Source organism: Filimonas zeae, assembly GCF_014641615.1.
GTDB classification, from domain to species: domain Bacteria; phylum Bacteroidota; class Bacteroidia; order Chitinophagales; family Chitinophagaceae; genus Filimonas; species Filimonas zeae.
The window spans coordinates 149850-173524 of sequence record NZ_BMIB01000003.1; the positions used below are offsets into that span (position 1 = coordinate 149850).

At 46.9% G+C, this 23675-nt stretch carries 22 protein-coding genes; 15 read left to right on the forward strand and 7 right to left on the reverse strand.

Annotation, left to right across the window (positions count from 1 at the left end; genetic code table 11):
• From IEY13_RS13610 to IEY13_RS13620, 3 genes are read left to right on the forward strand one after another with little or no spacing between them, the layout of a single operon-like run.
• The gene (locus IEY13_RS13610) at positions 1-372 is read left to right on the forward strand and encodes a response regulator (protein WP_188952980.1); all 372 of its coding nucleotides are present in this window, start codon (positions 1-3) and stop codon (positions 370-372) included.
• Between the two features lie 5 nt (positions 373-377).
• Positions 378-1202, forward strand: a complete 825-nt coding sequence (locus tag IEY13_RS13615; protein WP_188952982.1) for a CheR family methyltransferase — start codon at positions 378-380, stop codon at positions 1200-1202.
• A complete protein-coding gene (locus tag IEY13_RS13620; RefSeq protein ID WP_188952984.1) occupies positions 1184-1762 on the forward strand; it encodes a chemotaxis protein CheB in 579 nt (192 codons plus the stop codon). Before IEY13_RS13615 ends, IEY13_RS13620 begins: the two co-directional genes overlap by 19 nt.
• Positions 1763-1764: 2 nt before the next feature.
• Here the strand turns inward: IEY13_RS13620 and IEY13_RS13625 are convergent, their stop codons facing one another.
• Both IEY13_RS13625 and IEY13_RS13630 read right to left on the reverse strand, forming a co-directional pair.
• Positions 1765-1977, reverse strand: a complete 213-nt coding sequence (locus IEY13_RS13625; RefSeq protein WP_188952986.1) for a hypothetical protein — start codon at positions 1975-1977, stop codon at positions 1765-1767.
• A 39-nt stretch (positions 1978-2016) separates the two neighbouring features.
• The gene (locus tag IEY13_RS13630; protein WP_188952988.1) at positions 2017-2553 is read right to left on the reverse strand and encodes a hypothetical protein; all 537 of its coding nucleotides are present in this window, start codon (positions 2551-2553) and stop codon (positions 2017-2019) included.
• A 205-nt stretch (positions 2554-2758) separates the two neighbouring features.
• Between IEY13_RS13630 and IEY13_RS13635 the strand changes: the two genes are divergently transcribed.
• The 4 genes from IEY13_RS13635 (at position 2759) to IEY13_RS13650 (ending at position 7681) form a co-directional block, all read left to right on the forward strand.
• Complete coding sequence (locus IEY13_RS13635) at positions 2759-4429, forward strand: glycoside hydrolase family 28 protein (protein WP_188952990.1); 1671 nt, start codon at positions 2759-2761, stop codon at positions 4427-4429.
• Between the two features lie 5 nt (positions 4430-4434).
• Positions 4435-5406, forward strand: coding sequence for a pectinesterase family protein (locus IEY13_RS13640; protein WP_188952992.1), 972 nt, complete (start codon positions 4435-4437; stop codon positions 5404-5406).
• A 22-nt stretch (positions 5407-5428) separates the two neighbouring features.
• The gene (locus IEY13_RS13645) at positions 5429-7096 is read left to right on the forward strand and encodes a glycoside hydrolase family 43 protein (protein WP_188952994.1); all 1668 of its coding nucleotides are present in this window, start codon (positions 5429-5431) and stop codon (positions 7094-7096) included.
• Between the two features lie 147 nt (positions 7097-7243).
• Entirely contained in the window at positions 7244-7681 is a 438-nt protein-coding gene (locus IEY13_RS13650) for a response regulator (RefSeq protein WP_188952996.1), read from the forward strand.
• Here the strand turns inward: IEY13_RS13650 and scpC are convergent.
• The gene (scpC, locus tag IEY13_RS13655; protein WP_188952998.1) at positions 7678-9192 is read right to left on the reverse strand and encodes a succinyl-CoA:acetate CoA-transferase ScpC; all 1515 of its coding nucleotides are present in this window, start codon (positions 9190-9192) and stop codon (positions 7678-7680) included. The two genes, IEY13_RS13650 and scpC, sit on opposite strands and share 4 nt — an antisense overlap.
• A gap of 85 nt (positions 9193-9277) precedes the next feature.
• On the opposite strand from scpC, the gene IEY13_RS13660 reads away from it, so the two are divergent.
• Both IEY13_RS13660 and acnA read left to right on the forward strand, forming a co-directional pair.
• Positions 9278-9787 (forward strand): DinB family protein, encoded by a 510-nt coding sequence (locus IEY13_RS13660; RefSeq protein WP_188953000.1) that lies wholly within the window; start codon positions 9278-9280, stop codon positions 9785-9787.
• Between the two features lie 163 nt (positions 9788-9950).
• Entirely contained in the window at positions 9951-12680 is a 2730-nt protein-coding gene (acnA, locus tag IEY13_RS13665; protein WP_229687859.1) for an aconitate hydratase AcnA, read from the forward strand.
• A gap of 80 nt (positions 12681-12760) precedes the next feature.
• Here acnA and IEY13_RS13670 read toward each other — a convergent pair whose 3' ends face one another.
• Together IEY13_RS13670 and IEY13_RS13675 are read right to left on the reverse strand one after the other, a co-directional pair.
• Positions 12761-14398 (reverse strand): hypothetical protein, encoded by a 1638-nt coding sequence (locus tag IEY13_RS13670; protein ID WP_188953004.1) that lies wholly within the window; start codon positions 14396-14398, stop codon positions 12761-12763.
• A gap of 30 nt (positions 14399-14428) precedes the next feature.
• Positions 14429-15127: a hypothetical protein gene (locus tag IEY13_RS13675; RefSeq protein ID WP_188953006.1), complete on the reverse strand. Its 699-nt coding sequence runs from the start codon at positions 15125-15127 to the stop codon at positions 14429-14431.
• A 555-nt stretch (positions 15128-15682) separates the two neighbouring features.
• Here IEY13_RS13675 and IEY13_RS13680 point away from each other — a divergent pair.
• The 4 genes from IEY13_RS13680 to IEY13_RS13695 all read left to right on the forward strand — a co-directional run bounded on the left by IEY13_RS13680 (position 15683) and on the right by IEY13_RS13695 (position 21019).
• Entirely contained in the window at positions 15683-18481 is a 2799-nt protein-coding gene (locus IEY13_RS13680; RefSeq protein ID WP_188953008.1) for a PAS domain-containing protein, read from the forward strand.
• A 17-nt stretch (positions 18482-18498) separates the two neighbouring features.
• Positions 18499-19122 (forward strand): HAD family hydrolase, encoded by a 624-nt coding sequence (locus tag IEY13_RS13685; RefSeq protein ID WP_188953010.1) that lies wholly within the window; start codon positions 18499-18501, stop codon positions 19120-19122.
• An 8-nt stretch (positions 19123-19130) separates the two neighbouring features.
• The gene (locus tag IEY13_RS13690) at positions 19131-20027 is read left to right on the forward strand and encodes a LysR family transcriptional regulator (RefSeq protein ID WP_188953012.1); all 897 of its coding nucleotides are present in this window, start codon (positions 19131-19133) and stop codon (positions 20025-20027) included.
• A 137-nt stretch (positions 20028-20164) separates the two neighbouring features.
• Positions 20165-21019 (forward strand): YeiH family protein, encoded by an 855-nt coding sequence (locus tag IEY13_RS13695; protein ID WP_229687860.1) that lies wholly within the window; start codon positions 20165-20167, stop codon positions 21017-21019.
• Here IEY13_RS13695 and IEY13_RS13700 read toward each other — a convergent pair.
• Together IEY13_RS13700 and IEY13_RS13705 are read right to left on the reverse strand one after the other, a co-directional pair.
• Positions 21009-22088: a saccharopine dehydrogenase family protein gene (locus IEY13_RS13700; protein WP_188953016.1), complete on the reverse strand. Its 1080-nt coding sequence runs from the start codon at positions 22086-22088 to the stop codon at positions 21009-21011. The two genes, IEY13_RS13695 and IEY13_RS13700, sit on opposite strands and share 11 nt — an antisense overlap.
• Positions 22089-22103: 15 nt before the next feature.
• Entirely contained in the window at positions 22104-22541 is a 438-nt protein-coding gene (locus IEY13_RS13705) for a DUF6526 family protein (protein ID WP_188953018.1), read from the reverse strand.
• 69 nt (positions 22542-22610) lie between these two features.
• On the opposite strand from IEY13_RS13705, the gene IEY13_RS13710 reads away from it, so the two are divergent.
• Both IEY13_RS13710 and IEY13_RS13715 read left to right on the forward strand, forming a co-directional pair.
• Positions 22611-23192 (forward strand): PhnA domain-containing protein, encoded by a 582-nt coding sequence (locus IEY13_RS13710; protein WP_188953020.1) that lies wholly within the window; start codon positions 22611-22613, stop codon positions 23190-23192.
• Positions 23193-23315: 123 nt separating this feature from the next.
• Entirely contained in the window at positions 23316-23669 is a 354-nt protein-coding gene (locus IEY13_RS13715; protein WP_188953022.1) for a VOC family protein, read from the forward strand.
• The last annotated feature ends 6 nt before the right edge of the window (positions 23670-23675 follow it).

Consider the following 23675-nt stretch of genomic DNA (forward strand, 5'->3'; position numbering starts at 1 on the left):
ATGGGCAAGGATAAATTATTGATTGTAGACGATGATGCACGCAACATATTTGCGCTTTCGGCTGTGCTGAAAGCCAGGGGGTACACCTGCCTTGCTGCAGGAGATTTGCATGAGGCGTTGCATACCATGGCACAGGAGGAAGGCATAAAAGTTGTATTGCTGGATATGATGCTGCCGGAAATAGACGGATATGAAGCCCTGCCTGCCATTAAAGCTGTTGAAAAGTACAAGGGTATTCCAGTAATAGCTGTTACCGCACAGGCCATGGCGGGCGACCGCGAACGTTGCCTGCGTGCGGGTGCAGACGGGTACGTATCCAAGCCGGTGGATATTGATGAACTGATAAGATTAATGAACGCTTTAATAGTATAACCGGCTTGGAAAATACATATATTCATGATCATGAAATAGATATTCTGTTAAACGATGTAGTCAGCTTGTATGGATACGATTTTTCAGAATATGCGCGGGCTTCTTTAGGCAGGCGTATTAACCGTTTGTTTGCGCTGGATAAGTTTCCTTCCTTTGCTGAGTTCCGGTATAAGATAAGAACAGATGCCGATTACTTCAGCCGTTTTGTGGAAGAAATTACCGTAAACGTAACGGAAATGTTCCGCGATCCTTCGTTTTACAAAGCCTTACGCGAAGAGGTGTTACCTGTTCTGGCCACACATCCTTTTATACGCATATGGCATGCAGGCTGCTCCACAGGAGAGGAAGTGTTTTCTATGGCTATTCTGTTACAGGAAGCCAATCTGTTACATAAATCGCTTTTATACGCAACGGATATAAACCCTAAGGTGCTGGAAAAGCTGCGTACGGGTATGTTCCCTTTAAGCCAGATGAAGCAGTATTCTGAAAACTATATAGCTTCGGGCGGTAAAGAAGATTTTTCGAAGTATTACACTGCCAACTACGAAAGGGCCCGGTTTGATGCCAGCCTGAGTAAAAGCATTATTGTAAGTACGCATAACCTGGTTTCAGACCGGTCTTTTAATGAATTTCAGTTAATTGTTTGCAGAAACGTACTCATTTATTTCGACCGGCCGCTGAAAGACAAAGCTTTTGTGCTTTTTGATGAAAGTCTGGAAAAGCTGGGCTTTCTGGCGTTGGGCTCCAAAGAAAACCTGAAGTTTTCGCCGGTGGCACACAAGTTCAGACAGTTGGATAACAAACAGAAGATATGGAGGAAAATAGAATAACACATCTGACAGGCTTAATAGTGATAGGTGGTTCTGCGGGCAGTCTGGACGTGATATTGCGTGTACTTCCGTTATTAAAAACAACCATGCAGGTGCCGGTTATTATAGTATTGCACCGCAAAATATCTGAGGAGAATATTCTTACCGAATTGCTTACGGCCAAAACAAATTTGCCTGTAAAAGAAGTGGAAGATGGCGATGTGCTGGTAGGCGGCACTATTTATATAGCCCCGGCAGATTATCATTTGCTGCTGGAAAAGCAGGGAGGCTTATCGCTGGATGCCTCTGAAAAAATTAACTACAGCCGGCCCAGTATTGATGTAACTTTTGAATCGGCTGCGGAAGCCTTTGGCAAAAAATTAACCGCCATCATATTATCAGGTGCTAATGCAGATGGCTCAGCAGGTATGAAAATAGTAAAGCAACATGGTGGCATTTGCCTGGCCCAGAATCCGGCAACCGCTTCGGCGGCTTATATGCCTCAGTATGCCATCAACCACGTAGCGGTAGATAGCATACTGAATGCTGATGAAATAGCGGCATATATTAACGCGCAATAGTGCTAGCTTTTCCTTTTATCGGTAGCTACTAATATTACACCTATTACCGCAACGGCTGCGCCGGCATAGGTTGGCCAGCCAATCCATTTGTTTTCCTTTTTATTTACTTCTAACGGGCCCAGGTCCACCACCTTTTTCTCCGTGGTAACAGAAAAGCCTTTAATTACTATCATGGCAATACCTACCACAATTAATACAATACCAAGTGTTTTCATACTGTAAGGTTTGTAGTAGGTATTTCAAGCCCTGTGCCATTATCCGGTTACTTTACGGCCTTTCATTTCTCTTTTCTCCACTTTGGAAGAATTGAGTACGCTTTTCTTTATCATCAGTCTGGCTTCAGAGCCTCTGGCCAGAATGTAGTACTGCTTGCCATCGTAGGTAATAGCGCCCATATCGTTATGCCAGGAGTCTGCATACAGGGTATAAGGTGCCCGGTCATCCCGTTTCAGTTTACCAAAAGTCAGAAACTTGCCGTCACCTACTTCAAACGATATGTCCATCTTATCCGGATACGTTTTAATACAAACGCCCGGCGTGTTCTTTTTCAGGGTAATAATATTCACAAACCGTCCGTTTTCCAGTTTAACCACACCGGCAGATACCTTGGTGCTGCCCGATGCTACTTCCCGTTTTAGTTCCACATCACGGTCTACATAAAACTGAACCTGATTGATGGGCAGCTGGTTGGCTTCAATAGTATTACGTACCGTAGCATTAAAATAGGTTTTAGGCGTGCCGCAGGCTGCAAACGCTAATGCAATTATTGAAAGGGCAGTCCATTGTTTCATGTGGGTTTGTTTATTTATACCTGTAAATATGCATATTTATGGCAGATATCGGGTATCAGCCCACCACTAAAAACGTTAAACATTCACAAAACCGTGGTGAAGCGGTCTTTTATACCGCGTTATGAAATCGATTGCGTAAAAACTCCCGGTGTTCTGGTAAAAACGCAATAGCATTGCTGATTATAGCATAGATAAATCGCTTGTCATGAATTCATTACGTTTATTAGGGCTATTTCTCACCGTGGGTGGTATTTCTGTAACCACACCTGTTACTGCTCAAAAAAGCACATCCCAGGATTATTCATGGAACCGTTTGCCGGTTATTCAGCAGCCTGTTTTTAAAAAGGATACATTCAGCATTGTGGCCTTTGGGGCCAAAGCAGATGGTATTACCTTAAATACAGCCAGTATTAATAATGCTATTGACGCCTGTAGTAAAAAAGGCGGCGGTGTGGTATTAATTCCGGAAGGCCTGTGGATGACGGGGCCTGTGGTGCTGAAAAACAATGTAAACCTGCATTTAAAACGGGCGGCCATATTGCAGTTCACCGGCGATTTTGATCAGTATCCGCTGGTAGAGGGTAACTTTGAAGGAGTGCGCAGCGCGCGCAACCAGTCGCCCCTTTCTGCCGCCAACGCAGAAAATATTGCCGTTACCGGTGCCGGTGTAATTGATGGCAATGGCAGTGTATGGCATATGGGCTTCCGCGACCGTTTTACCGAAAGAGAATGGAAAAAGAAGATAGCCTCCGGTGGTATTGTAAGTGAAGATGGCAGCCGCTGGTTCCCCACTGAAAAAACATTGAAGGGGCATTTAACCAGGGATAACGGTATTTTAAAAGATGGCAAAACCCTGAAAGATTTTGAACACGTAAAGGACTATCTGCGGCCGAACATGGTAGTGTTCACCAGTTGCAAAAAGGTGCTGCTGGAAGGGGTAACTTTTCAGAATTCGCCCGCCTGGTGTTTACACCCGCTGATGTGCGAGGATATTACTTTACGTAACGTATATGCTAAAAACCCCGAAACCGCGCCTAATGGTGATGGGCTGGATCTGGAATCGTGCAAAAACGTATTGGTAGAAGGCTGTACGTTTGATGTGGGAGATGATGGTATCTGCATTAAATCAGGCCGCGATGAGGAAGGCCGCAAAAGAGGCATGCCTACCGAGAATGCTATTATACGAAACAACATTGTATACCATGCCCATGGCGGTGTGGTAATAGGCAGCGAAATGAGTGGTGGCGCCAGAAACATTTTTGTAGAAAACTGCTCGTTCATTGGTTCTGATAAAGGGCTTCGTTTTAAAACTGCCCGTGGCCGCGGTGGCGTAGTGGAAAAAATATACGTACGTAATATTGCTATGCGCAACATAGTGGGCGAGGCTATTTACTTTGATATGTATTATTTTACCAAACCACCAGCCGGCGTAGTGGTAGAAGCAGCGCCTGCTGTAACAGAAGCTACCCCGCAGTTCCGCGATTTTTACATTACCAACGTAGTATGCAATGGTGCCACTAAAGGTATATTTATGCGGGGCCTGCCCGAAATGCATGTGAAAAACATACAGCTGAGCAATATTGTACTTAAAGTGAATAAGGGTGTTGAGTTGATTGAAAGCAGTAATGTTACCCTGAAAGATATACAGGTGGTGGCTGAACAGAATAACCCGGTAGTATACCTGGAAAACGCAAAAGGCATTACGGTAGATAACATTAACTACGGCAAAAATGTACCGTTGTTATTGCGCGTAAGCGGCAAAAACAGCAGCGATATTAAATTACTCAATACCAATACCGCAGGGGCTACACAGGTAAGTGAGTTTTTGCACGAAGCAGCAGAAAAAGCATTATCCATCAGTACCGCTAAAAAATAATATATATGCAAAAGCTATTATTATCCGGCTGTGTGTTATGCTGCTTTCTGATACAGCTTGTTGCCCAGCCGGTAGTATATCCCTCACAGTTTACAGTGGCTAAAGATGGCAGTGGTAATTTTACAACTATACAGGAGGCTGTAAACGCCGTGCGCGATTTATCGCAGCAGCAGGTAACCATTCACATTAAAAAAGGTGTTTACCGGGAAAAGCTGGTAATTCCTTCCTGGAAAACAAAAATATCTCTGGTAGGGGAAGATAAAGACAGTACCATTATCACCTGGAACGACTATTCGGGCAAGCCTTATAACGGTAAAGATGCTACCGGTAAAGACAAGTTCAGCACCTATACGTCTTACACCGTACTGGTGCAGGGGAATGATTTTACTGCCAGTGGTATTACCATCGAAAACACATCTGGCAGGGTAGGGCAGGCTGTGGCGCTGCACGTAGAGGGCGATCGCTGTATTATCACCAACTGCCGTTTACTCGGCAATCAGGATACTTTGTATACTGCTACTGAAAACAGCAGGCAACTGTACCGTGATTGCTATATAGAGGGCACCACCGATTTTATATTTGGTGAAGCTACTGCGGTGTTTCAGCGCTGTACCATAAAAAACCTTACCAACTCTTATATTACCGCCGCTTCTACCACGCCACGCCAGCAATATGGTTATGTGTTTTTCGATTGTAATCTTATTGCAGATACCGCTGCCCGAAAGGTGTTTCTGGGCCGCCCCTGGCGCCCCAATGCCAAAACCGTATTCATCCGCACACAAATGGGCAGCCATATACTGCCTGTAGGATGGGATAACTGGCGTAACCCCGAAAACGAAAAAACGGTGTTATATGCGGAGTATGGCAGCACCGGACCGGGAGCCGGCAATAAAAGGGCTAACTGGAGTAAACAGCTTACTGCAAAGCAGGTAAAGCAGTATACATTGGAAAATATATTCGGAAACTGGAAACCATAAAATTCAACTGCAATATTGCCATATGCGTAACCAAAACATTGTACAAAAACTTATTTTTCTGCTGCCCCTTGGCTTGTCATTTACAGGTGTAACACATGCACAAACTACCGCCGGTAAAACACCCGCCCTATCACAGGTATGGGTGGCAGATAACGGTGATGGAACGTATAAAAACCCCGTGTTAAACGCAGATTATTCCGACCCGGATGCGATACGCGTAGGGAATGATTACTACCTCATTGCCTCCAGCTTTGATGCGGTGCCGGGCTTGCCCATTCTACATTCCAAAGATCTGGTTAACTGGACTATCATTGGCCATGCCCTTAAACGCCAGCCGCCTTTTGAGCACTTTTCTAAAACGCAGCATGGCAACGGTGTGTGGGCACCTGCTATCCGTTACCATAAAGGAGAATTTTATATTTACTACCCCGATCCTGACTTTGGTATTTATGTAACCAAAGCCGCCGGTATTAACGGGCCCTGGAGCGATCCGGTACTGGTAGAAGGCGGAAAAGGTTTAATTGATCCCTGTCCGCTATGGGATGATGACGGACAAACCTATCTGGTACACGCTTACGCCGGCAGCCGTGCCGGTATTAAAAGTGTTGTAGTAGTTAAAAAAATGAATGCCGAAGGCACCCGCACAACAGATGCCGGTGTGTTGGTATATGATGGCCACGGTACAGAAGATGTAACGGTAGAGGGTCCCAAGTTTTATAAACGCAACGGATACTATTACATATTTGCCCCTGCGGGTGGCGTGCCTACCGGCTGGCAGATAGTATTGCGTTCTAAACATATTTACGGCCCATACGAGCGCAGGGTGGTAATGGCACAGGGTTCAACGTCCGTAAACGGTCCGCACCAGGGTGCATGGGTAACTACCCAAACCGGCGAGGACTGGTTTTTACATTTTCAGGATAAAGAGGCTTATGGCAGGGTAGTACATCTGCAACCCATGAAATGGGTGAACGACTGGCCGGTAATTGGCATTGATAAAGATGGCGATGGCAAGGGCGAGCCGGTACTTACCTTTAAAAAGCCGAACGTTGGCAAAACATGGCCGGTTGCAACACCAGCGGAAAGTGATGAATTCAATGGCAACATGCCAGGGCTGCAATGGCAATGGCAGGCCAACCCCAAAGCCACCTGGAGTTTTATGCATCCCACTAAAGGCAGCCTTCGTTTGTTCTCTGATAAAATACCTGATAGTGCAGCCAATTTGTGGGATGTGCCCAATGTGCTGATGCAGAAAACACCGGCAGATGAGTTTATGGCCACTACCAAACTGTCTTTTACCCCCAATGAAAAGCTGGTGAATGAAAAGGCGGGACTGGTAGTAATGGGCTACAGCTATGCCGGTTTGGCGGTAAAAAGCCGTAAAGATGGCAATTACCTGGTGTATACCCTTTGTAAAGATGCTGTGAAAGGAAAGGCTGAGGCAGAAACAGAACTGGTTAAATTAACCAGCCGCGATGTGTATTTCCGGGTTACGGTTACGCAGGGTGCTAAATGCCGTTTTAGTTATAGCCTGGATGGTGTAAACTACACCAACGCAGGCGATACGTTTGTGGCAGAAGTAGGCCGGTGGATAGGGGCTAAAGTAGGCATCTATTGCACGCGTACCACACAGATTAATGATGCGGGTTTTGCCGATTTTGATTGGTTTCGTGTACAGCCCGTCAAATAATAATAACAAATATTAGTTATTAAAGGCCCTCTGGTTGTTACAAAATACGGCCAGGGGGCTTTTTATGGGGCAAACCTGTTGCCCTATATTTGCGTATATAGGGTAGCCATTTTACAACAATCAATGGAATATTGCCCTGAAGGAGTTATGAAGAAGTACAAAGCGTTAGACTGTATATTACTGATAGACGATGATCATGTAACTAATTTTATTCATACCAAAGCTATTGGCCGTTCGCAGGTACAGGTGCATGTACAGGTGGCAGAATCGGCGCGGGAAGGGCTGGACTTTATTACCTCAGCCAGTACAGCAGAAGACCCGGCACCACGGCCGGGCATTATCCTTCTGGATATTAATATGCCCGGCATGGATGGATGGGAGTTTCTGGAAGAATACAATAAGCTGCCGGAAACCAGCAAAGCACAAATTATTATTGTAATGCTAACCACCTCACTCAATCCCGATGATGAAGCCAAAGCCCGGGGGTATAACCAGGTACTACGCTTTATGACCAAGCCACTCAGACCTGAAATGATTGATGAAATAGCAGCACAGTTCTTCGAGCCTCTGGCAGATAACAGCTAGTATATCTCCGGCTCTAATACTTCTTTTTTCATAGAGCCGGTGTTTTTATACTGCGTATGCCAGTCAAAAACTTTATGTAACAAATGTGGTGTCTGGCCTCCGGCCTGGCAGGCTTCTGTAAAATAATCCTGCAGGTGAGGCCGGTATTCCGCGTGCGCGCAATGTGCTATCATCAGCTTAGCCCTTTCGCGGGGTGCCAGGTTACGCAGGTCGGCCAGGCCGTTTTCGGTTACAATAACATCTACATCGTGTTCAGAATGGTCCACATGCGGCACCATAGGCACAATGCGTGAGATATCGTTGTTTTTGCCTGCAGCGCTGGTAACAAAAATGCTCAGGTAAGCATTGCGTGCAAAATCCCCGGAACCACCTATGCCATTCATCATATGTGTGCCTCCGATATGCGTACTGTTCACATTGCCGTAAATGTCGCATTCGAGTGCCGTGTTGATAGATATAACACCCAACCGGCGTATTACTTCGGCGGCATTGCTGATATCCTGCGGCCTTAATACAATGTGTTTTTTGTAGCGCTCTATCTCGCGGAAAATCTTTTCGTAATACGGGGCTGAAACCGTAATAGAAGAGCCGGAAGCAAACAGCATTTTTCCTGCATCAATCAAGTCAAAAGTGCTATCCTGCAGCACCTCTGAATACATAGTCAGGTCGTGAAAATCACTGTTCAGTAAGCCGGTTAAAACAGAGTTGGCCACTTTGCCAATGCCCGCCTGCAGGGGCAGCAGCGATTGGGTAAGGCGTCCTTTTTTAATTTCATAATTAAAAAATTCCAGCAGGTGCCCGGCAATGGCGGTGGTAGCAGCATCCGGTGCAGCAATATCTGCCGCACTGTCCTGTATATCGGTAATTACAATACCAATAATCTTTTCGGGGTCAACCGGTATACTGGTGCGCCCAATGCGCATATCGGGCCTTGTAACCGGTATAATGCGGTGATTGGGAAAGTTGCCGGTATAAAATATATCGTGCAGCCCGTTTACAGAAAGGGGTACACTTATATTCAGTTCAATAATAATCTTATCTGCCAGCTGGGCAAAGGCAGCTGAATTACCAACAGAGGTAGTAGGTACAATACTGCCATCTTCTTCAATCAAAGCAGCTTCCAGAATGGCAATATCCATATGTGGAAAATGGCCTGATTTCAGTTGCTCTGCAGTTTCAGATAAATGCTGATCTATAAACAATACTTCCCCTTTGTTAATGCTTTTTCTCAGCACCGGATCTACCTGAAAGGGTAACCTGCGGTGCAGGGCATGCGCGTTGGCCAGCAAGCCATCCGTACCATGGCCCAGTGAGGCTCCGGTAATTAAAGTAATCTGCAACGGATCATGCGTTGCTCTTTCTGCCAGCGCAGGTAGTACTACCTTGCTGTCGCCGCTTTGGGTAAAGCCGCTGGAGCCCACTACGGTGTTGTTGCGTATCATGCCTGCGGCTTCCTGCGCAGTTATTAATTTATGTTGAAGTGCCGGATGTTTAATTCTGTCGCTATACATACGTTTCCTGTTTTCTTCTATAGCAAAGCTACCTGCACCCTACAACAAAAAAGATGACCTTTGTCAGCATAACTGATGATATTATATGTTACAGGAACAACCAGAAATGTGGCTGCGCGGCCCCATAAACGGCGTGCCCGCGCCGTTGCAACCGGTAGCGCATGCTTTACTGCAGGCTGCACAGGAAATTACCATACTGTTAACAGATTTTCCGGTGCATTTATTATGGCAAAAGCCTGCGGGGCTGGCTTCGCCGGGGTTTCACCTGCAACATATTACCGGGGTGTTGGATCGTATGTATACCTATGCGCAGGGCCAGCCTTTGACAGAACAACAGCTACAGTATCTGGCAGCTGAAGGCAAAGAAGTGCCTGGTCTGGAGCCTGCCACGCTGGTAGATGCGCTTAACAGTGCTATACAGCTTTTTGTACAGCAATTATCCGGTATAGATGAAAGTATACTTACTAATTGGCGTGGGGTAGGGCGTAAGCAACTGCCTTCTACCGTAGGCGGGTTGTTGTTTCACGCAGCGGAACATACCACCCGGCATACCGGGCAGCTACTGGTAACCGTAGCCGTTTTAAAAGCCGGTTAAAGGGCTATGATAAAGTGAAAACCGGCTTATGTGGTAAACAATGCACCTTCCCGGCTTGTTTGTTGTTGTATATCAATCTGATTTTGTTGTACCAAAACGCGGGTACGCTGAATATGTCAGAAGCATAAGCTAGTTTACTTTACTTTTTATCAAAACGATGAACATGCAATCAAAAATCGCATCTCTTGCACAGCAGGAGCAGAATGGAAAAAACATTGCGCGGCTGCCGTTTTCTATCAGAATACTACTGGAAAACGTGTTGCGTAATCAGGACAACTTTGCTATCACAGAAGAGCATGTAAACACTTTGATTAACTGGGAGCCAGCCGGCACCGATAAAGAAGTGCCTTTTAAACCGGCGCGGGTGCTGATGCAGGATTTTACCGGTGTACCTGCTGTGGTAGATCTGGCGTCTATCCGGTCTGAAGTGGTGCGGAGAGGGAAAGATGGCAGTAAAATTAATCCGCTGATACCGGTGGATCTGGTGGTGGATCACTCCGTTCAGGTAGATTTCTTCGGCACCGATTATGCCTATACCAAAAACGTTACTTACGAATACGAACGCAATAAAGAGCGCTATCAGTTACTGAAATGGGCACAGCAGGCTTTTGATAATTTTACGGTGGTACCGCCGGGTATGGGCATTTGCCACCAGGTAAACCTGGAATACCTGGCCAAAGGGGTTATTGACCGGGATGGCTGGTTATTCCCCGATTCGCTGGTAGGTACCGATTCGCACACACCTATGGTAAATGGTATTGGTGTAATGGCATGGGGCGTGGGTGGTATTGAGGCAGAAGCCGCGTTGCTGGGGCAGCCTATTTACTTTACCTGCCCGCAGGTAATTGGCTTAAAACTTACCGGCAGGCTGTCAGAAGGGGTAACTGCTACCGATATGGTACTGGCTATTACGCAGCTGCTGCGCAAATACGGTGTGGTAGGCAAGTTTGTAGAAGTATTTGGGGAAGGGCTGGATCATCTTACCGTGCCAGACCGTGCTACCATCTCTAATATGTCTCCCGAATTCGGCTGTACGGTTACCTATTTTCCTATCGACGATCAAACCCTGCAGTACATGCAACGTACCAACCGGAGTGCGGAGCAGATTAAACTGGTGGAGGAGTATTGTAAAAGCAATATGCTGTGGCGTGAGGGGGAAGATAAGATTGTGTATTCGGATGTACTGGAGTTGAACCTGAGTGCGGTAAAACCATCTGTGGCAGGGCCCAAGCGCCCTCAGGATCGTATTCCGGTAACGGAGGTACACAACCAGTTCAGCGAGTTGCTGGGTAAAGAATATCAACGTATGTATACGCCCGAAAGTAAGCGCAGAGATAATGCCTGGCTTTCAGAAGGCGGTTCCGGTTCTACTTTCAGTTACGAGGTGCAAAAGCATGATAACGATGTGGCGGTAGAAGTAGAAAATACATTACAAACCGTACGTTTAAAGCTGCATAACGAAGAGTATGTGTTAAGCGATGGCTCTATTGTTATTGCCGCCATTACCAGTTGTACCAATACCTCTAACCCTACGGTAATGATAGGGGCGGGGCTGGTAGCTAAAAAGGCCATTAAACGCGGGCTTGATGTTAAGCCCTGGGTAAAAACCAGTCTGGCACCGGGTTCCCGTGTGGTAACACAATACCTGAAAAGGGCCGAATTGCTGGGCGATCTGGAAGCACTTCGCTTTCATACCGTGGGCTATGGCTGTACTTCCTGCATAGGCAACAGCGGCCCGTTACCGCCGCATATTGCAGAAGCGGTAGATAAAGGTAAGCTGGTGGTAGCGTCTGTATTATCCGGCAACCGCAACTTTGAAGCCCGTGTACACCCGCAGGTAAAAATGAATTTTCTGGCCTCGCCCATGCTGGTAGTAGCTTATGCTATAGCAGGCCGGGTAGATCTGGATTTGTTGTCTGAACCGCTGGGTAAAGACCCCAACGGCGAGCCGGTATACCTGCGCGAAATATGGCCTACCCAGGAAGAGATTAACCAGGCGGTTATGAAGGCGGTACAGCGGGAAGATTACGAAGAGGTGTACAAGGTGATATTCGATGGTGATGAACAATGGAAAGAGCTGCATGCACCGGATGGTAAAAACTACCAATGGAGCAACAGTTCTACTTATATTAAAGAAGCTTCCTTTTTTAAAGAACTGCCTGATGTACCTGCTCCGGTGCAGGACATTGTACAGGCCAGAGTGCTGCTGAAACTGGGCGATTCTGTAACTACCGATCATATTTCACCGGCAGGTTCTTTTAAAGCAGATACACCGGCAGGTAAGTATCTGATTAACCATGCCATTGATCCTAAAATGTTCAACTCCTACGGTTCGCGCCGGGGCAATGAAGAGGTAATGATCCGTGGCACCTTCGCCAATGTGCGCATTAAAAATCAGATATCTTCTAAAGAAGGCGGGTTTACTACTTTATTACCCGATGGCAATGTGCTGCCCATTTTTGATGCCGCTACAGAGTATGCGGTTAGAAAAACGCCGCTGGTAATACTGGCAGGTAAAGAATATGGCAGTGGCTCCTCACGCGACTGGGCAGCCAAGGGCACCAACCTGCTGGGGGTGAAAGCCGTAATAGCAGAAAGCTACGAACGTATACACCGCAGCAATCTGGTGGGTATGGGGGTAATACCACTGGAGTATATTGATGGCCAGAATGCAGAAACGCTTGGCCTTACCGGGCGTGAAACCTACACTATTACTGGTATTGAAACCGACCTCAGCGCCGGTAAAATACTGAATGTAAAAGCACAGCCGGATGAGGGAGAAGCTATTGTATTTGAAGTGAAGGCCCGGCTGGATTCGGCTATTGAACTGGAGTATTACCGCAACGGGGGGATTCTGCAGTATGTGGTGCGCGATTTTTTAAAGAAAGCATAGGCATTGATAAAAACAAGCAGCCTGCACTATTTATGATAAATAAGGCAGGCTGCTTGTTTTATATGGAGTAGAGTTGATTGTTACTGGCAGAAACTGCTACCTGAATTAATTACAACAGTACTATCCAGAAAGGAAACTCCTGTTCTGATTAATACGTCACTTCTACCCACCATCTTACCGCTGTAGTTTCCGTTTAAATCATAACGCTGGCCTGTTACCAGTTGCGTGGTAGTGATGCCCTGATTGACAATGGTACCCAGAATACGGTATTGATCTCTTGTTCCGCTTTTACGGTAGTAAACCTGTGCTCCATCTGGCGGAAGAAATATCACAGCAGGATTGTTAGGGCAAACAGCTGCGCCTGTGCCAGTTAAATAAGTGCCTGGTGCATAGTTTATGGGTACCGTGGTTGACTGGCCGGCTGCGCATATATTTACATTTACACTACCTACCTGTGCGCCGCGGTTTCTGTATTCATGTAACTTATAATGGTCGTAGTCTACCACTGATACTTTAATATTAACTGCGCCTGCTGTAATACGTCTGAAGTTAATTACATCTTTATCGTGCAGGGTAATGTATTGTGATAAAACAGGTGGGGCGTTATTGCCAAGGCCGGCAGGTGTTATATCCAGTATAAATTGCTCTGAGCTGTTGGGGTTAATCTGCGGTGCATTAAAGGTAATGCTGGCCACATTGCTACAGGGTTGTACAGGGTTGCGCACATGTGCCAGGAAGCTGCAGAGGTGGTTTACCTGAAAATTCGCAAACAGCCTGCCACTACTACTGGTAATAGTGGCTGTGGATTCATACTTCCACACACCGGTTTCTACCTGATAGCTGTAAATATCCAAAACGTCGCCGGCTTTAATAACAGCATTGGTTACCGGGTTATAGGTAGTTGCATTCAGGCCCAGTTGTACGGTTACGGGCTGGCTGAAGTTTTTAACTTCCGTATTGCCCACTTTCAAAATTACAGTGGCAAAACCGGCAGGCTGAAAAACCAGCGAAGAAGAGGGACCGCCCGAAATGTTGGTTTGAACAGAGCCGCCTGGCAGGTTAACGGATGCCAGAGGTTGTGCAGGGTCAAAGGCAGACAGTACAGAGTTAACCGAAGAGCCGGCAATAGTGGCATTGGCGGCATTTCTCAGCTGTGTGCCTGCAGGTATTATAAGGTTTATGGATGCTGTTGTGGTGGCATTGGTGCTGGTAGATACTGTAATTGCAGAAGGAGTGGTGCTGCTTGTTATGGCATTATTCTGCTCTCTGGTGGCCACACCATCGGGTGGGTTATCTATATTAATTAAAGGCACAGAAAAGTTCTGATTATGATTGGTGCTGCCTATAGTTACAGGAATGTTTACCGGCAGATAGTTATCTGCCGTGGCCACAATGTTAAACGACAGGGCAGCCGTTCCGGCAGGGTTATTATGCGGGTGCACACCCACGGTAACCCGGCCGTCAAGCAGTTTCAGCGCTTTGGTGCCTGAATAGTCATAAATGACGGCCGCGTCTGCTCCGGTAAGTGATACGGTAAGGCCGGCTGGCGCTCTGCCGGTACGGGCATCGGTAAAGTCAAAAGTGGCTTTATACGTAATAATGTCTGAATTTACGTTAATGATGAAGTCTTTGGTTGGCTTGGTGCAGCACCAGATAATGGTAATAAGCGGTAAAAGAATGCCTGCTATGTATAGCAGATAGCGTTGCTGATTTTTCATAAAAAGAAGATTATTGGATATTGGACAGGATTAAAAAGTGTATCTCAGACTGGCTTGCAATACAGGTAGCCAGCGGTAGTTTTTTACATTTTCCTGAAAGCGTTTTTCGTTGTAAGAATTGTTTTCCAGCAGCTTAGTGCCTGTTAATGTGGCATCTGGTCTTGATAAATAATAGGTGCCCAGGTCTACCGTAATACTGATGGGGCTTTCTCCTTCCTGAAAACTGAAAAGCCAGCCGGCACCGAGGTAAGGGGCCAGACCTTTCCATTCCAGTGTGCCTGTCATAGTGCCAATATCTTCTCCGGTTATATCAATATCGCCATACTTATAATTTCCTTTAGGGGTAACAGTAGCTACACTTTGCGCGTTAAAAAAATAACCTACACCCGGGGTAACACGCAGTCCAAGGGTTTCAAATGGAAACCAATCAACAAGCAGATGTGCATTTGCAAAGTTTTTGGTTTTTAGTTTTACATCAGAATTTACATTGCCAAAAAGGCCGGAGTACTTATAAGAAAAAGGGAGATAGCTGGCCCCAAGCCTTACAGATACACCAAAGCTGACGTTTTGGGTAAAATCAACACCTACACCCTGCGTACCAAGGGTTAATGCAATTGCCTTAGGCCGCGAAAATAATGGTCCCTCGTAGTCATAATCGTACTGGGCATTGCCCTGGTACTGCAGTACCATAAATAGTACTGCCAGCGCAGCAGGTAAAAAATTTTTCATAAAGGATATTTTGATTTTATAAATGACTCACTTATAAACACACCCTGCCTGTAACATCACCGCTGGTCTGCAATTGTTCCTGTCTTTGGTTACTGCAATAGATGGCCATGGCTGGCTATTGCAGCATTTCTCTACTGGGGATAAATAGATAACTGTTGTTCGGTAAGAAAGATGCTGTGCGGCCCTTTTGATCGTCCGTTTTCCCTCTTTTAAGGGGTTGCTGAAGAAATCCGGTTTTGGTAAATTACATCCTCTTGCATGCAATTTAACGTATTATTTAATAATATGTAATAATAATTTTGTGTAAACAATCATTATCCTTCCCCGGCCTTATTGCTTTCTGTTGTGCTACTTCTTATGTAAATTTTTGATTGCTAATGCTTTAGGTGGGTTGTTCTTGCTTTCCATCCGGCCAGGCAAACGCTATAATAAAAAATAATATATTTCAGTTTATGCTTCCGGGGTATTATTAACAAACCGTCTGGTGTAAACCAATGGTATAAACGATGCACTACCGGTTTACTTCATTTATATTGCATGTAAAATCAGGTAATTATGTCAGAGCGGCTGAATGAATGGGAAGGGCAGGCTGCGTTAGAGCGGTATGAGCTACTGGAAAAGGCAACCTGTGATCTTATATGGGACTGGAATATTCAGAACAATACGCTATGGTGGAATGATCATTTCCGGAAATGGCTGGGAAATCCTGAGGAAACGTTTGCAGACGCGGATAGCTGGAAGCAGCGGGTACACCCGGCTGATCTGCCACGGGTAATGCAGGAGGTTGATAGTTTACTGGAACGTGGGGGCAGCCACTGGTGTGGCGAATACCGGTTTTTACGGGGTGATGGTGCGTATGCTTACGTGTACGACCGGGGGTACGTACAATACAAAGATGGTAAACCCCTGCGCATTGCCGGTGTAATGCAGGATGTAACAGAGCGCGTACGGGAAGAGCAGTTGCGCAACGAGGCCGAAAAGGAGCGCAGCTTTGCGTTGGATGCGGCTGAAATAGGTACCTGGGTATTATATCCGCTTACCAGCCAGGTAAAATGGGATGAACGTTGCAAGCAGTTGTACGGGTTTTCCAAGGCAGATTTTGTTTCGTTTGATCTGGTGTTGAAATACATTCATAAAGAAGATGTGCCGCTGGTGTCGGCAGCGGTTGCTGCAGCGCTGGACGCGCAAACAGGTGGTGTGTACGATATCCGTTTCCGCACCATAGGGGCAGAAGATAACCGGCTGCGCTGGTTGCATTGTAAAGGTCAGGCTTATTTTGATGAAAAAGGAATTGCCTACCGGTTTGCAGGTACCGCACAGGATATTACTGCACAGGTAGAAGAGCGCCGCCAGGCAAATAAAACGGAACGTATTGCCCGCCTGGCAGTAGACCGCACCGGCGTAGGTACTTTTTTTATAGATATGAATACGGGGGAAGATATGTATTCCCCCACAGGAGCGCGCATTATAACCGGCGTGGAAACGGCGGAGATAAACCGGGCTACACTGATAGGGCATGTGCACCCGGAGGACAGGGAAATTCGCCGGCAGGCTTATGAAAAAGCGCTGGAAACCGGTTATCTGCAATACGAAGCACGGTTTATATGGCGGGATGAATCGGTACATGCTGCTAAAATCACCGGCATGTACACCTTTGATTCGTCTGGTACGCCTGTTGATTTTTCGGGTCTTATACAGGATATAACGCCGGAAATGAATGCGAGGCAGGAGCAGCGCAAACTGCTGTCGTTAGTGGAGAACAGCGAGAATATAAAAGCAGTTTCAGATACAAAAGGCCATCTGGTTTATCTCAACCGTACAGGCAGAAGGCTTGCCGGTATTGCAGAAGAAGGAGCATTGCCTGTTATACAGATGCAGGATTTGTTTACGGCCAATTATCCGGTGTTTGCAGAAGAAGCATGGTCTGGCAGGGTGCAGTTGAAGCAGGTGTCCACCGCTGCCACTATACCCTGCCATGCAGATGTGCGAAAGATTTTTGATAACGGTACTTTTATCGGTTATGGTGCCACCCTGCGCGATCTGAGGCCTGAACTGGAAGCCCGGCGTGTGCTGGAAGAAAGCGAAAGGCGTTTTAAAGATCTGGTCATGTCTTCACCCGCACCTATAGGCATGTACCTGGGAGAGGAGTTACGGGTAACACTGGTAAACCAGGCTATATTAAATGCCTGGGAAAAAGACGCCTCTGTAATAGGAAAAACCTTTGCAGAAGCCCTTCCCGAAATGGAGGGCCAGCCCTTTGAGGCTATTCTTAAACAGGTATACCGCACCGGCGTGGCTTACGAAGCACGCGAAGAGGAGGTGCTGCTGATGCGCAACGGGCAGCTTACGTCTACCTGGTATAACTTCAGTTATACACCGCTGAAAAACCAACAGGGCGAGGTATACGGGGTGCTGAACACCGCAGAAGAAATTACCGACGTGGTAAAAGCCAAACTGGTACTGGCCGAAGCTGAGATAAGGCTGGAGCAGCAGGTAGAGGAGCGCACCGGCGAATTACAGGCTACTACAGAGGAGTTACAGGCCACTACAGAAGAACTGCAATCTACCAACGAAGAACTTACCACTACCAACGAAGAGCTGAATGAAGCCAATATGCTGCTACAGCGTTCCAACAAAGAACTGGAGCAGTATGCTTTTGTGGCTTCGCACGACTTACAGGAACCGCTGCGGAAAATACGGTTGTATGCAGGCATGGTATATAACTATAAAGAAATGCCCGACAAGGCCCGTGAAATGCTGGCCAAGATTATTTATTCGGGCGAAAGGATGAGCGTGCTGATTAAAGACCTGCTGGAGTTTTCGCGGCTGCTGCGTAACGAAAAGATGATAGGCATGGTAGACCTGGATACCGTGCTGCAGAATGTGCTGAGCGATTTTGAAGTGGCTATACTGGATAAAAATGCAGATATACAGTGGGACAGACTACCCGCCATTGAAGCGGAGCCGTTGCAGATGAACCAGCTGGTATTTAACCTCATTAGCAATGCGCTTAAGTTTACCCGGCCCGGTGTGTTGCCGCAGATTGCAATACGCGTACAGCCTTTACAGGTAGAAGAGCTGGAACAGGAGCCGCTGTTGAAAGGTGTGCAGCAATGGTATGCTATTTCTGTGGCCGATAATGGCATTGGGTTCGATATCCGGTATTCCGATCAGATTTTTGAAGTGTTTAAACGCCTGCACACGCGCGATGTGTATCCCGGTTCCGGTATAGGGCTGGCCTTGTGCCGCAAAATAGTTCAGAACCACAATGGATGGTTGCAGGTGCAGTCGCAGGAGGGAGTAGGCACTATAATCACGGCCATACTGCCCGAAAGGCAGCAGGGTACTCTGTAAAACAAGTATCTTTAAGAATGGATAAGAATCAATCAACGGCCATTACCACCCTGTTTCTGGATATTGGTGGGGTATTGCTAACCAATGGCTGGGACAGGGCTGCCCGCAGACGTGCTGCGGAAACTTTCTCACTCGACCTTCCTGAAACGGAAGAAAGGCACCACCTTACTTTTGATACCTACGAAGAAGGCAAACTTACGCTGGACGAATATCTGGATAGAACCGTTTTTTATGAAGAGCGTTCTTTTGAGCGGCAGACGTTTAAAGATTTTATGTATGCCCAAACAGAAGCTTACCCGGATATGATTGATCTGGTGTGCCGTATTAAAAAACAATACGGTATTAAAATAGCTATTGTAAACAACGAAGGGCGCGAACTGAACGAATATCGTATACGCAAGTTCGGACTGGATAAGTTTGTCGATTTCTTTATTTCCTCCTGCTTTGTACATTTCCGCAAGCCGGATGCTGATATATTCCGCATGGCACTGGATGTGGCGCTGGTAAAACCGGAAGAGGTATTGTATATAGATGACCGTGCAATGTTTGTATCAGTGGCAGAGGGCCTGGGTATAAACGGCTTTCAACATAAAAACTTTGAAGAAACCAGCCGCTTTTTGGGTAACCTTGGCTGGCAGTAAACGTACTTATGTTCGATTTTCGTTTACAGGTGTTTCACACAGTGGCCCGCCGCCTCAATTTTACCAAAGCGGCTGAGGAGTTGTTTATTACACAGCCGGCCGTTTCCAAACACATTCAGGAGCTGGAACAGCATTTTAAAGTAAAGCTGTTTGAGCGTAACGGCACTAAAATAAGGCTTACCACTGCCGGTGATATTCTGCTGCAGCATACGGGACGGTTGTTGAATGTATATCATAGCCTGGAGCTGGACATGAACAGCCTTGCCCAGCCGCATAGCGGCAAAATACGCATTGGCGCCAGTACCACCGTGGCACAGTATGTATTACCGGGTGTACTGGCAGCCTTCCACCGCCGTTTTACCGGCAGCAGTATAGAGCTAACGGTAAACAATACAGAGCAGATAGAGCATCTGCTGCAGCAGCAAAAAATTGATCTGGGTATTATTGAAGGGCGCTCCAGAAACGCCCTGTTTAAGTACACCCCATTTGTAAAAGATGAACTGGTACTGGTAGCAGCATCTAACCATCCGCTGGCGCGAAAGGGTGTAATTAAGCCGGAGGAACTGCTACAGATTCCTTTATTAATGCGCGAACCCGGATCGGGTACGCTGGAGGTACTGGCACATGCGCTAAAACCGCTTGGTATTAAAATAAGCCAGCTGAAAAAAGAAATGCAGCTGGAAAGCACGGAAAGTGCCAAACAATATGTGCTGCATTCTGATTGTATGGCCTTTTTATCGGTACACTCTGTATTGAAGGAGTTACAGAATAAAGAGTGTGCTGTAATAGAAGTAAAAGGGCTTACCATTGAAAGGGATTTTTACTTCATCCGCCCACATGGGCAAACCGAATCTTTACCGGAACTGTTTATGAATTTTGCCCTGCGTTATAACTTCCGGTTATAGCGCATCACCTTTTGCAATAAGGTAGCGTGCCTGGCACCACGCAACTTTGTGTTGTCAACACAAAGAAGGGAATTATGCATCCATTGGTTAGAAAAGTGGTTTTTGCCGGCTCGGGTATTATTTGTTTATTTCCATTCATGTCTGCACCTGCGGCGCTTTTGCTGGGGCTGGCGGTAGCGCATACCACCGGCCACCCATGGTTGCACCGGCAGTACCGTTACAGTCAGTTTTTGCTGAAAGCGTCGGTAGTAGGGCTGGGGTTTGGTATTTCTGCGGGCAATGCCATAAAGGCGGGTCGCGAGGGTATATTGCTTACCGTATGTTCTGTGGCCGGTACCCTGTTGCTGGGCCTGCTGGCAGGTAAATGGCTGAAGCTGGATGGTAAAACGGCGTGGCTGGTGGCGGCAGGTACGGCGGTTTGCGGCGGCAGTGCTATAGCGGCGGTGGCGCCGGTAATTCAGGCAGAAGAAAAGCAGGTGTCTGTATCGCTGGGGGTGGTGTTCCTGTTAAACACGCTGGCGCTGTTTGTTTTCCCTTTTCTGGGGCACCTGTTTCATTTATCTGATGGACAGTTTGGTGCCTGGTGTGCTATTGCTATACACGATACCAGCTCTGTTACAGGAGCAGCCGCCAGGTTCAGCGGGCAGGCGCTGGAAACAGCTACCACCCTAAAACTGGCGCGTGCGTTATGGATAATGCCGGTGGCCCTGGTTTCCGGATGGTTGTTCCGTACGCCTGGCCGGGTTGCTATTCCGTGGTTTATCGGCCTTTTTATAGTGGCGGTATTGCTGCGTTCTTATGTACCGGTTGTGCAGCAATACAGTGGAGGTATAGTACAGCTGGCAAAAACAGGTTTAACCCTTACCTTATTTCTCATTGGTGCGGGGCTGTCGTTACCGCAACTGAAACAGGTGGGTATCGCTCCCTTGTTACTGGGTGTATTGTTATGGCTTGGTATCAGCGTAACCGTTTTTATAGCGCTTACCAGGTAGCTTCTTTTTCCAGCCAACGGGTTACCCCGGCAATTTCCATTACCAGGTCTGCACCATAGGCGCTGGCAGGCGTCTGGTAGCCGGGGGTAAACTTATCCGATAATATTTTCTGTGCTATCAGCAGGGTGGCATCTGCTGTTAAAGCGTACGCTTCGGGGCAGCGCATACTGCCCATTAAGGTTTGTCCCTGCGGGTTAGTTACGGCTGCTTTAATATAACTGGTAGCCTTACCCCGTACATTGTCATCAGGGCCGGGGGCTTGCCGCAGTATTATCTTCTGTATCAACCGGTGCATCCAGGCGGCGCGTAGCAGCGGGTTAAACACCGCCTGTGCACGTAAAAACAACCAGGTAAAGCGGCTTACGCCGGTATAGGTAACTATGTTGGGTATGCGGGTGGAAACAAAGGCGGTGCTGATATCTCCCCAGGGTATACTCATGGTAAATTGTCTGCGCGGTTTTCCGGTAAACTGCACCCATCTGCCTGTTTTGCCCACCGGTTCCGGTGTTATATGGCCGTTGGTACGCACGGCACCGGGCAGGCCCAGCTTTTGTAAAGTAGTAATGGCAGTACCCCGCGAAAGGTGGCTGCCCTCTATAGCAAAAGCTATTTCCAGCAGGTTGGCATCAGGCAGTTGCTGTTGCAGCCACAAGGCCAGGCAATCGGTAGGTACTACATCAAAACCCGCACCGGGCAGTAACATTATGCCTTTTTCCCGGGCCTGTGTATCATATGTCTGTAACAGATTAAATACATCCAGATCGCCGTTCAGGTCAATATAATGGGTGCCGTTTTGCAGGCAGGCTTCCACCATAGGTTTGGCCGTAACATCATAAGGGCCGGCGGCATTTACCACCAGTTGCGTCTGGCTCAGTTGCTGCTGCAAAGCGTCAGTATTGTTGAGCGATAAAATGCAACAGGGTAATTGCAAACGTTCGGCCAGTGCACGTATGGCTTTTTCATTTCTTCCGGCCAGCACAGGTTGTAAACCATAATTACCGGCAAAACGGGCAATCAGTTCGCCGGTATAGCCGTTGGCGCCGTAAAGCAAAAAGGTATTCTGTTGCATGCCGCCAAAGTACAATTATACCCGCATATAATCGCCCTGCCACTGCTGAATGCTTTGTTTAATGGCTTTTGCAGGCAGCTGTTCGGTTATTGCGCGCTGTACAAGGCCAGGCAATTCTTCGTCAGCCGCAAAGCGCAGCGCCAGTATCTGGCTCAGGCTCAGTTGCTGCTCCAGCGGTTCAAAGCGTTTGCCGGTAAGGGTGAAATAACGAAAGCGCACTTCCAGCCTTACTAAACGATCCTGTACCGTAAGTGCATAGTGCTGGCGGAGCATTACGCTGGTATAACCCAGCAGTAGAAACACGGCTGTAATGCCATACCAGGCGCCGGAATCTGCTGTTTGTTTTACGGCAAATACCAGACTTATTACCACACCCACCAGTATCAGCGGAAGCAGTATAAAATGGTGGGGTGCATAATACCGCACGTGGTTTTGAAAATTTTGTTTTTGCATATGTAACAGATATAATAAAAAATACGAAAGTGAAAATAGTACCTTCGGCGCCATTTTTAGCCTTTCAACATGAAATTAGAACAGCAATTACTGGAAAGAAGCGGACAAAAGTGCGAAGTATGTAAGCAAGACAACGCAATTGAGGTATACGAAGTACCCCCGCAAACCCGCGCAACAGAAAACAACAGTGTAGTGCTGTGTGGCAAATGCCGTGCGCAGATAGAGAAAAAGGAAGAGCCGGATGGTAACCATTGGGCGGCCTGCCTGCCGGAAGCTATGTGGAGCGAAATACCGGGTGTAAAAGTAATTGCATGGCGTATGCTGCAGCGCTTTAAGCAGGAAAGCTGGGCGGCAGACAACCTGGATATGTTATATCTGGAAGATGATATGCTGGAGTGGGCTAAAGCCACCGGCGATCATGAAGAGGGCGCTTCAGACTTCCACCGCGATAGCAACGGCACCATACTGCAAACCGGCGATACGGTAGTAACCATTAAGGCTTTAGATGTAAAGGGCACCAGCTTTTCAGCAAAACTGGGCACCGTGGTAAAGAACATACGTTTGGTAGAAGATAATAAAGAACAGATTGAAGGTAAAATTGAAGGCCAGGTAATTGTGATACTTACTAAGTATGTAAGAAAGCATTCCTAAAGGGTATATCATCAGATAAAGGAAAGCAGGCTAACAGAAACAGCCTGCTTTTTTATTGGCCGCTGTTGCAGCCCTAACTTTATGGCAGTTTAATTGTATATCTTAGTTATTAAAAAAGTTGTTATGAGTTTACGGGCAGTGTTACCTAAAATATTTTACGCAGATATTCAGACAGGTCTTTCGTTTTTTGTAGACGGACTGGGTTTTGAACTGGGGTATCATGATGAAAGTTTATACATTGTTAGTAAAGACGATGTAACGCTGTTGCTGGTAATAAATGAAGATTTGGGTAACAGAGACCGACCTGAAATACGTATTGCTACCGATGATATTGAGGCCGTTTATCAGGAAATAAAAGGGCGTAATCCAGGCTTGCTGCACCCCAACCTCAATTATATTAAACAGCAGCCCTGGGGGCTGAAAGAGTTCGCTTGCCTGGACCCTACCACGGTTTGCATCATTTTTCAACAGGGCTAAGAAACT

Coding starts and splice junctions, on each gene's coding strand:
- IEY13_RS13660 (WP_188953000.1), top strand. CDS start 9,278: ATGTTACAGGAACAACCAGAAATGTGGCTGCGCGGCCCCATAAACGGC.
- IEY13_RS13680 (WP_188953008.1), top strand. CDS start 15,683: ATGTCAGAGCGGCTGAATGAATGGGAAGGGCAGGCTGCGTTAGAGCGG.
- IEY13_RS13610 (WP_188952980.1), top strand. CDS start 1: ATGGGCAAGGATAAATTATTGATTGTAGACGATGATGCACGCAACATA.
- scpC (WP_188952998.1), bottom strand. CDS start 9,192: ATGTATAGCGACAGAATTAAACATCCGGCACTTCAACATAAATTAATA.
- IEY13_RS13700 (WP_188953016.1), bottom strand. CDS start 22,088: ATGCAACAGAATACCTTTTTGCTTTACGGCGCCAACGGCTATACCGGC.
- IEY13_RS13695 (WP_229687860.1), top strand. CDS start 20,165: ATGTCTGCACCTGCGGCGCTTTTGCTGGGGCTGGCGGTAGCGCATACC.
- acnA (WP_229687859.1), top strand. CDS start 9,951: ATGCAATCAAAAATCGCATCTCTTGCACAGCAGGAGCAGAATGGAAAA.
- IEY13_RS13645 (WP_188952994.1), top strand. CDS start 5,429: ATGCGTAACCAAAACATTGTACAAAAACTTATTTTTCTGCTGCCCCTT.
- IEY13_RS13640 (WP_188952992.1), top strand. CDS start 4,435: ATGCAAAAGCTATTATTATCCGGCTGTGTGTTATGCTGCTTTCTGATA.
- IEY13_RS13710 (WP_188953020.1), top strand. CDS start 22,611: ATGAAATTAGAACAGCAATTACTGGAAAGAAGCGGACAAAAGTGCGAA.
- IEY13_RS13705 (WP_188953018.1), bottom strand. CDS start 22,541: ATGCAAAAACAAAATTTTCAAAACCACGTGCGGTATTATGCACCCCAC.
- IEY13_RS13620 (WP_188952984.1), top strand. CDS start 1,184: ATGGAGGAAAATAGAATAACACATCTGACAGGCTTAATAGTGATAGGT.
- IEY13_RS13690 (WP_188953012.1), top strand. CDS start 19,131: ATGTTCGATTTTCGTTTACAGGTGTTTCACACAGTGGCCCGCCGCCTC.
- IEY13_RS13635 (WP_188952990.1), top strand. CDS start 2,759: ATGAATTCATTACGTTTATTAGGGCTATTTCTCACCGTGGGTGGTATT.
- IEY13_RS13685 (WP_188953010.1), top strand. CDS start 18,499: ATGGATAAGAATCAATCAACGGCCATTACCACCCTGTTTCTGGATATT.
- IEY13_RS13675 (WP_188953006.1), bottom strand. CDS start 15,127: ATGAAAAATTTTTTACCTGCTGCGCTGGCAGTACTATTTATGGTACTG.
- IEY13_RS13650 (WP_188952996.1), top strand. CDS start 7,244: ATGAAGAAGTACAAAGCGTTAGACTGTATATTACTGATAGACGATGAT.
- IEY13_RS13625 (WP_188952986.1), bottom strand. CDS start 1,977: ATGAAAACACTTGGTATTGTATTAATTGTGGTAGGTATTGCCATGATA.
- IEY13_RS13715 (WP_188953022.1), top strand. CDS start 23,316: ATGAGTTTACGGGCAGTGTTACCTAAAATATTTTACGCAGATATTCAG.
- IEY13_RS13630 (WP_188952988.1), bottom strand. CDS start 2,553: ATGAAACAATGGACTGCCCTTTCAATAATTGCATTAGCGTTTGCAGCC.
- IEY13_RS13670 (WP_188953004.1), bottom strand. CDS start 14,398: ATGAAAAATCAGCAACGCTATCTGCTATACATAGCAGGCATTCTTTTA.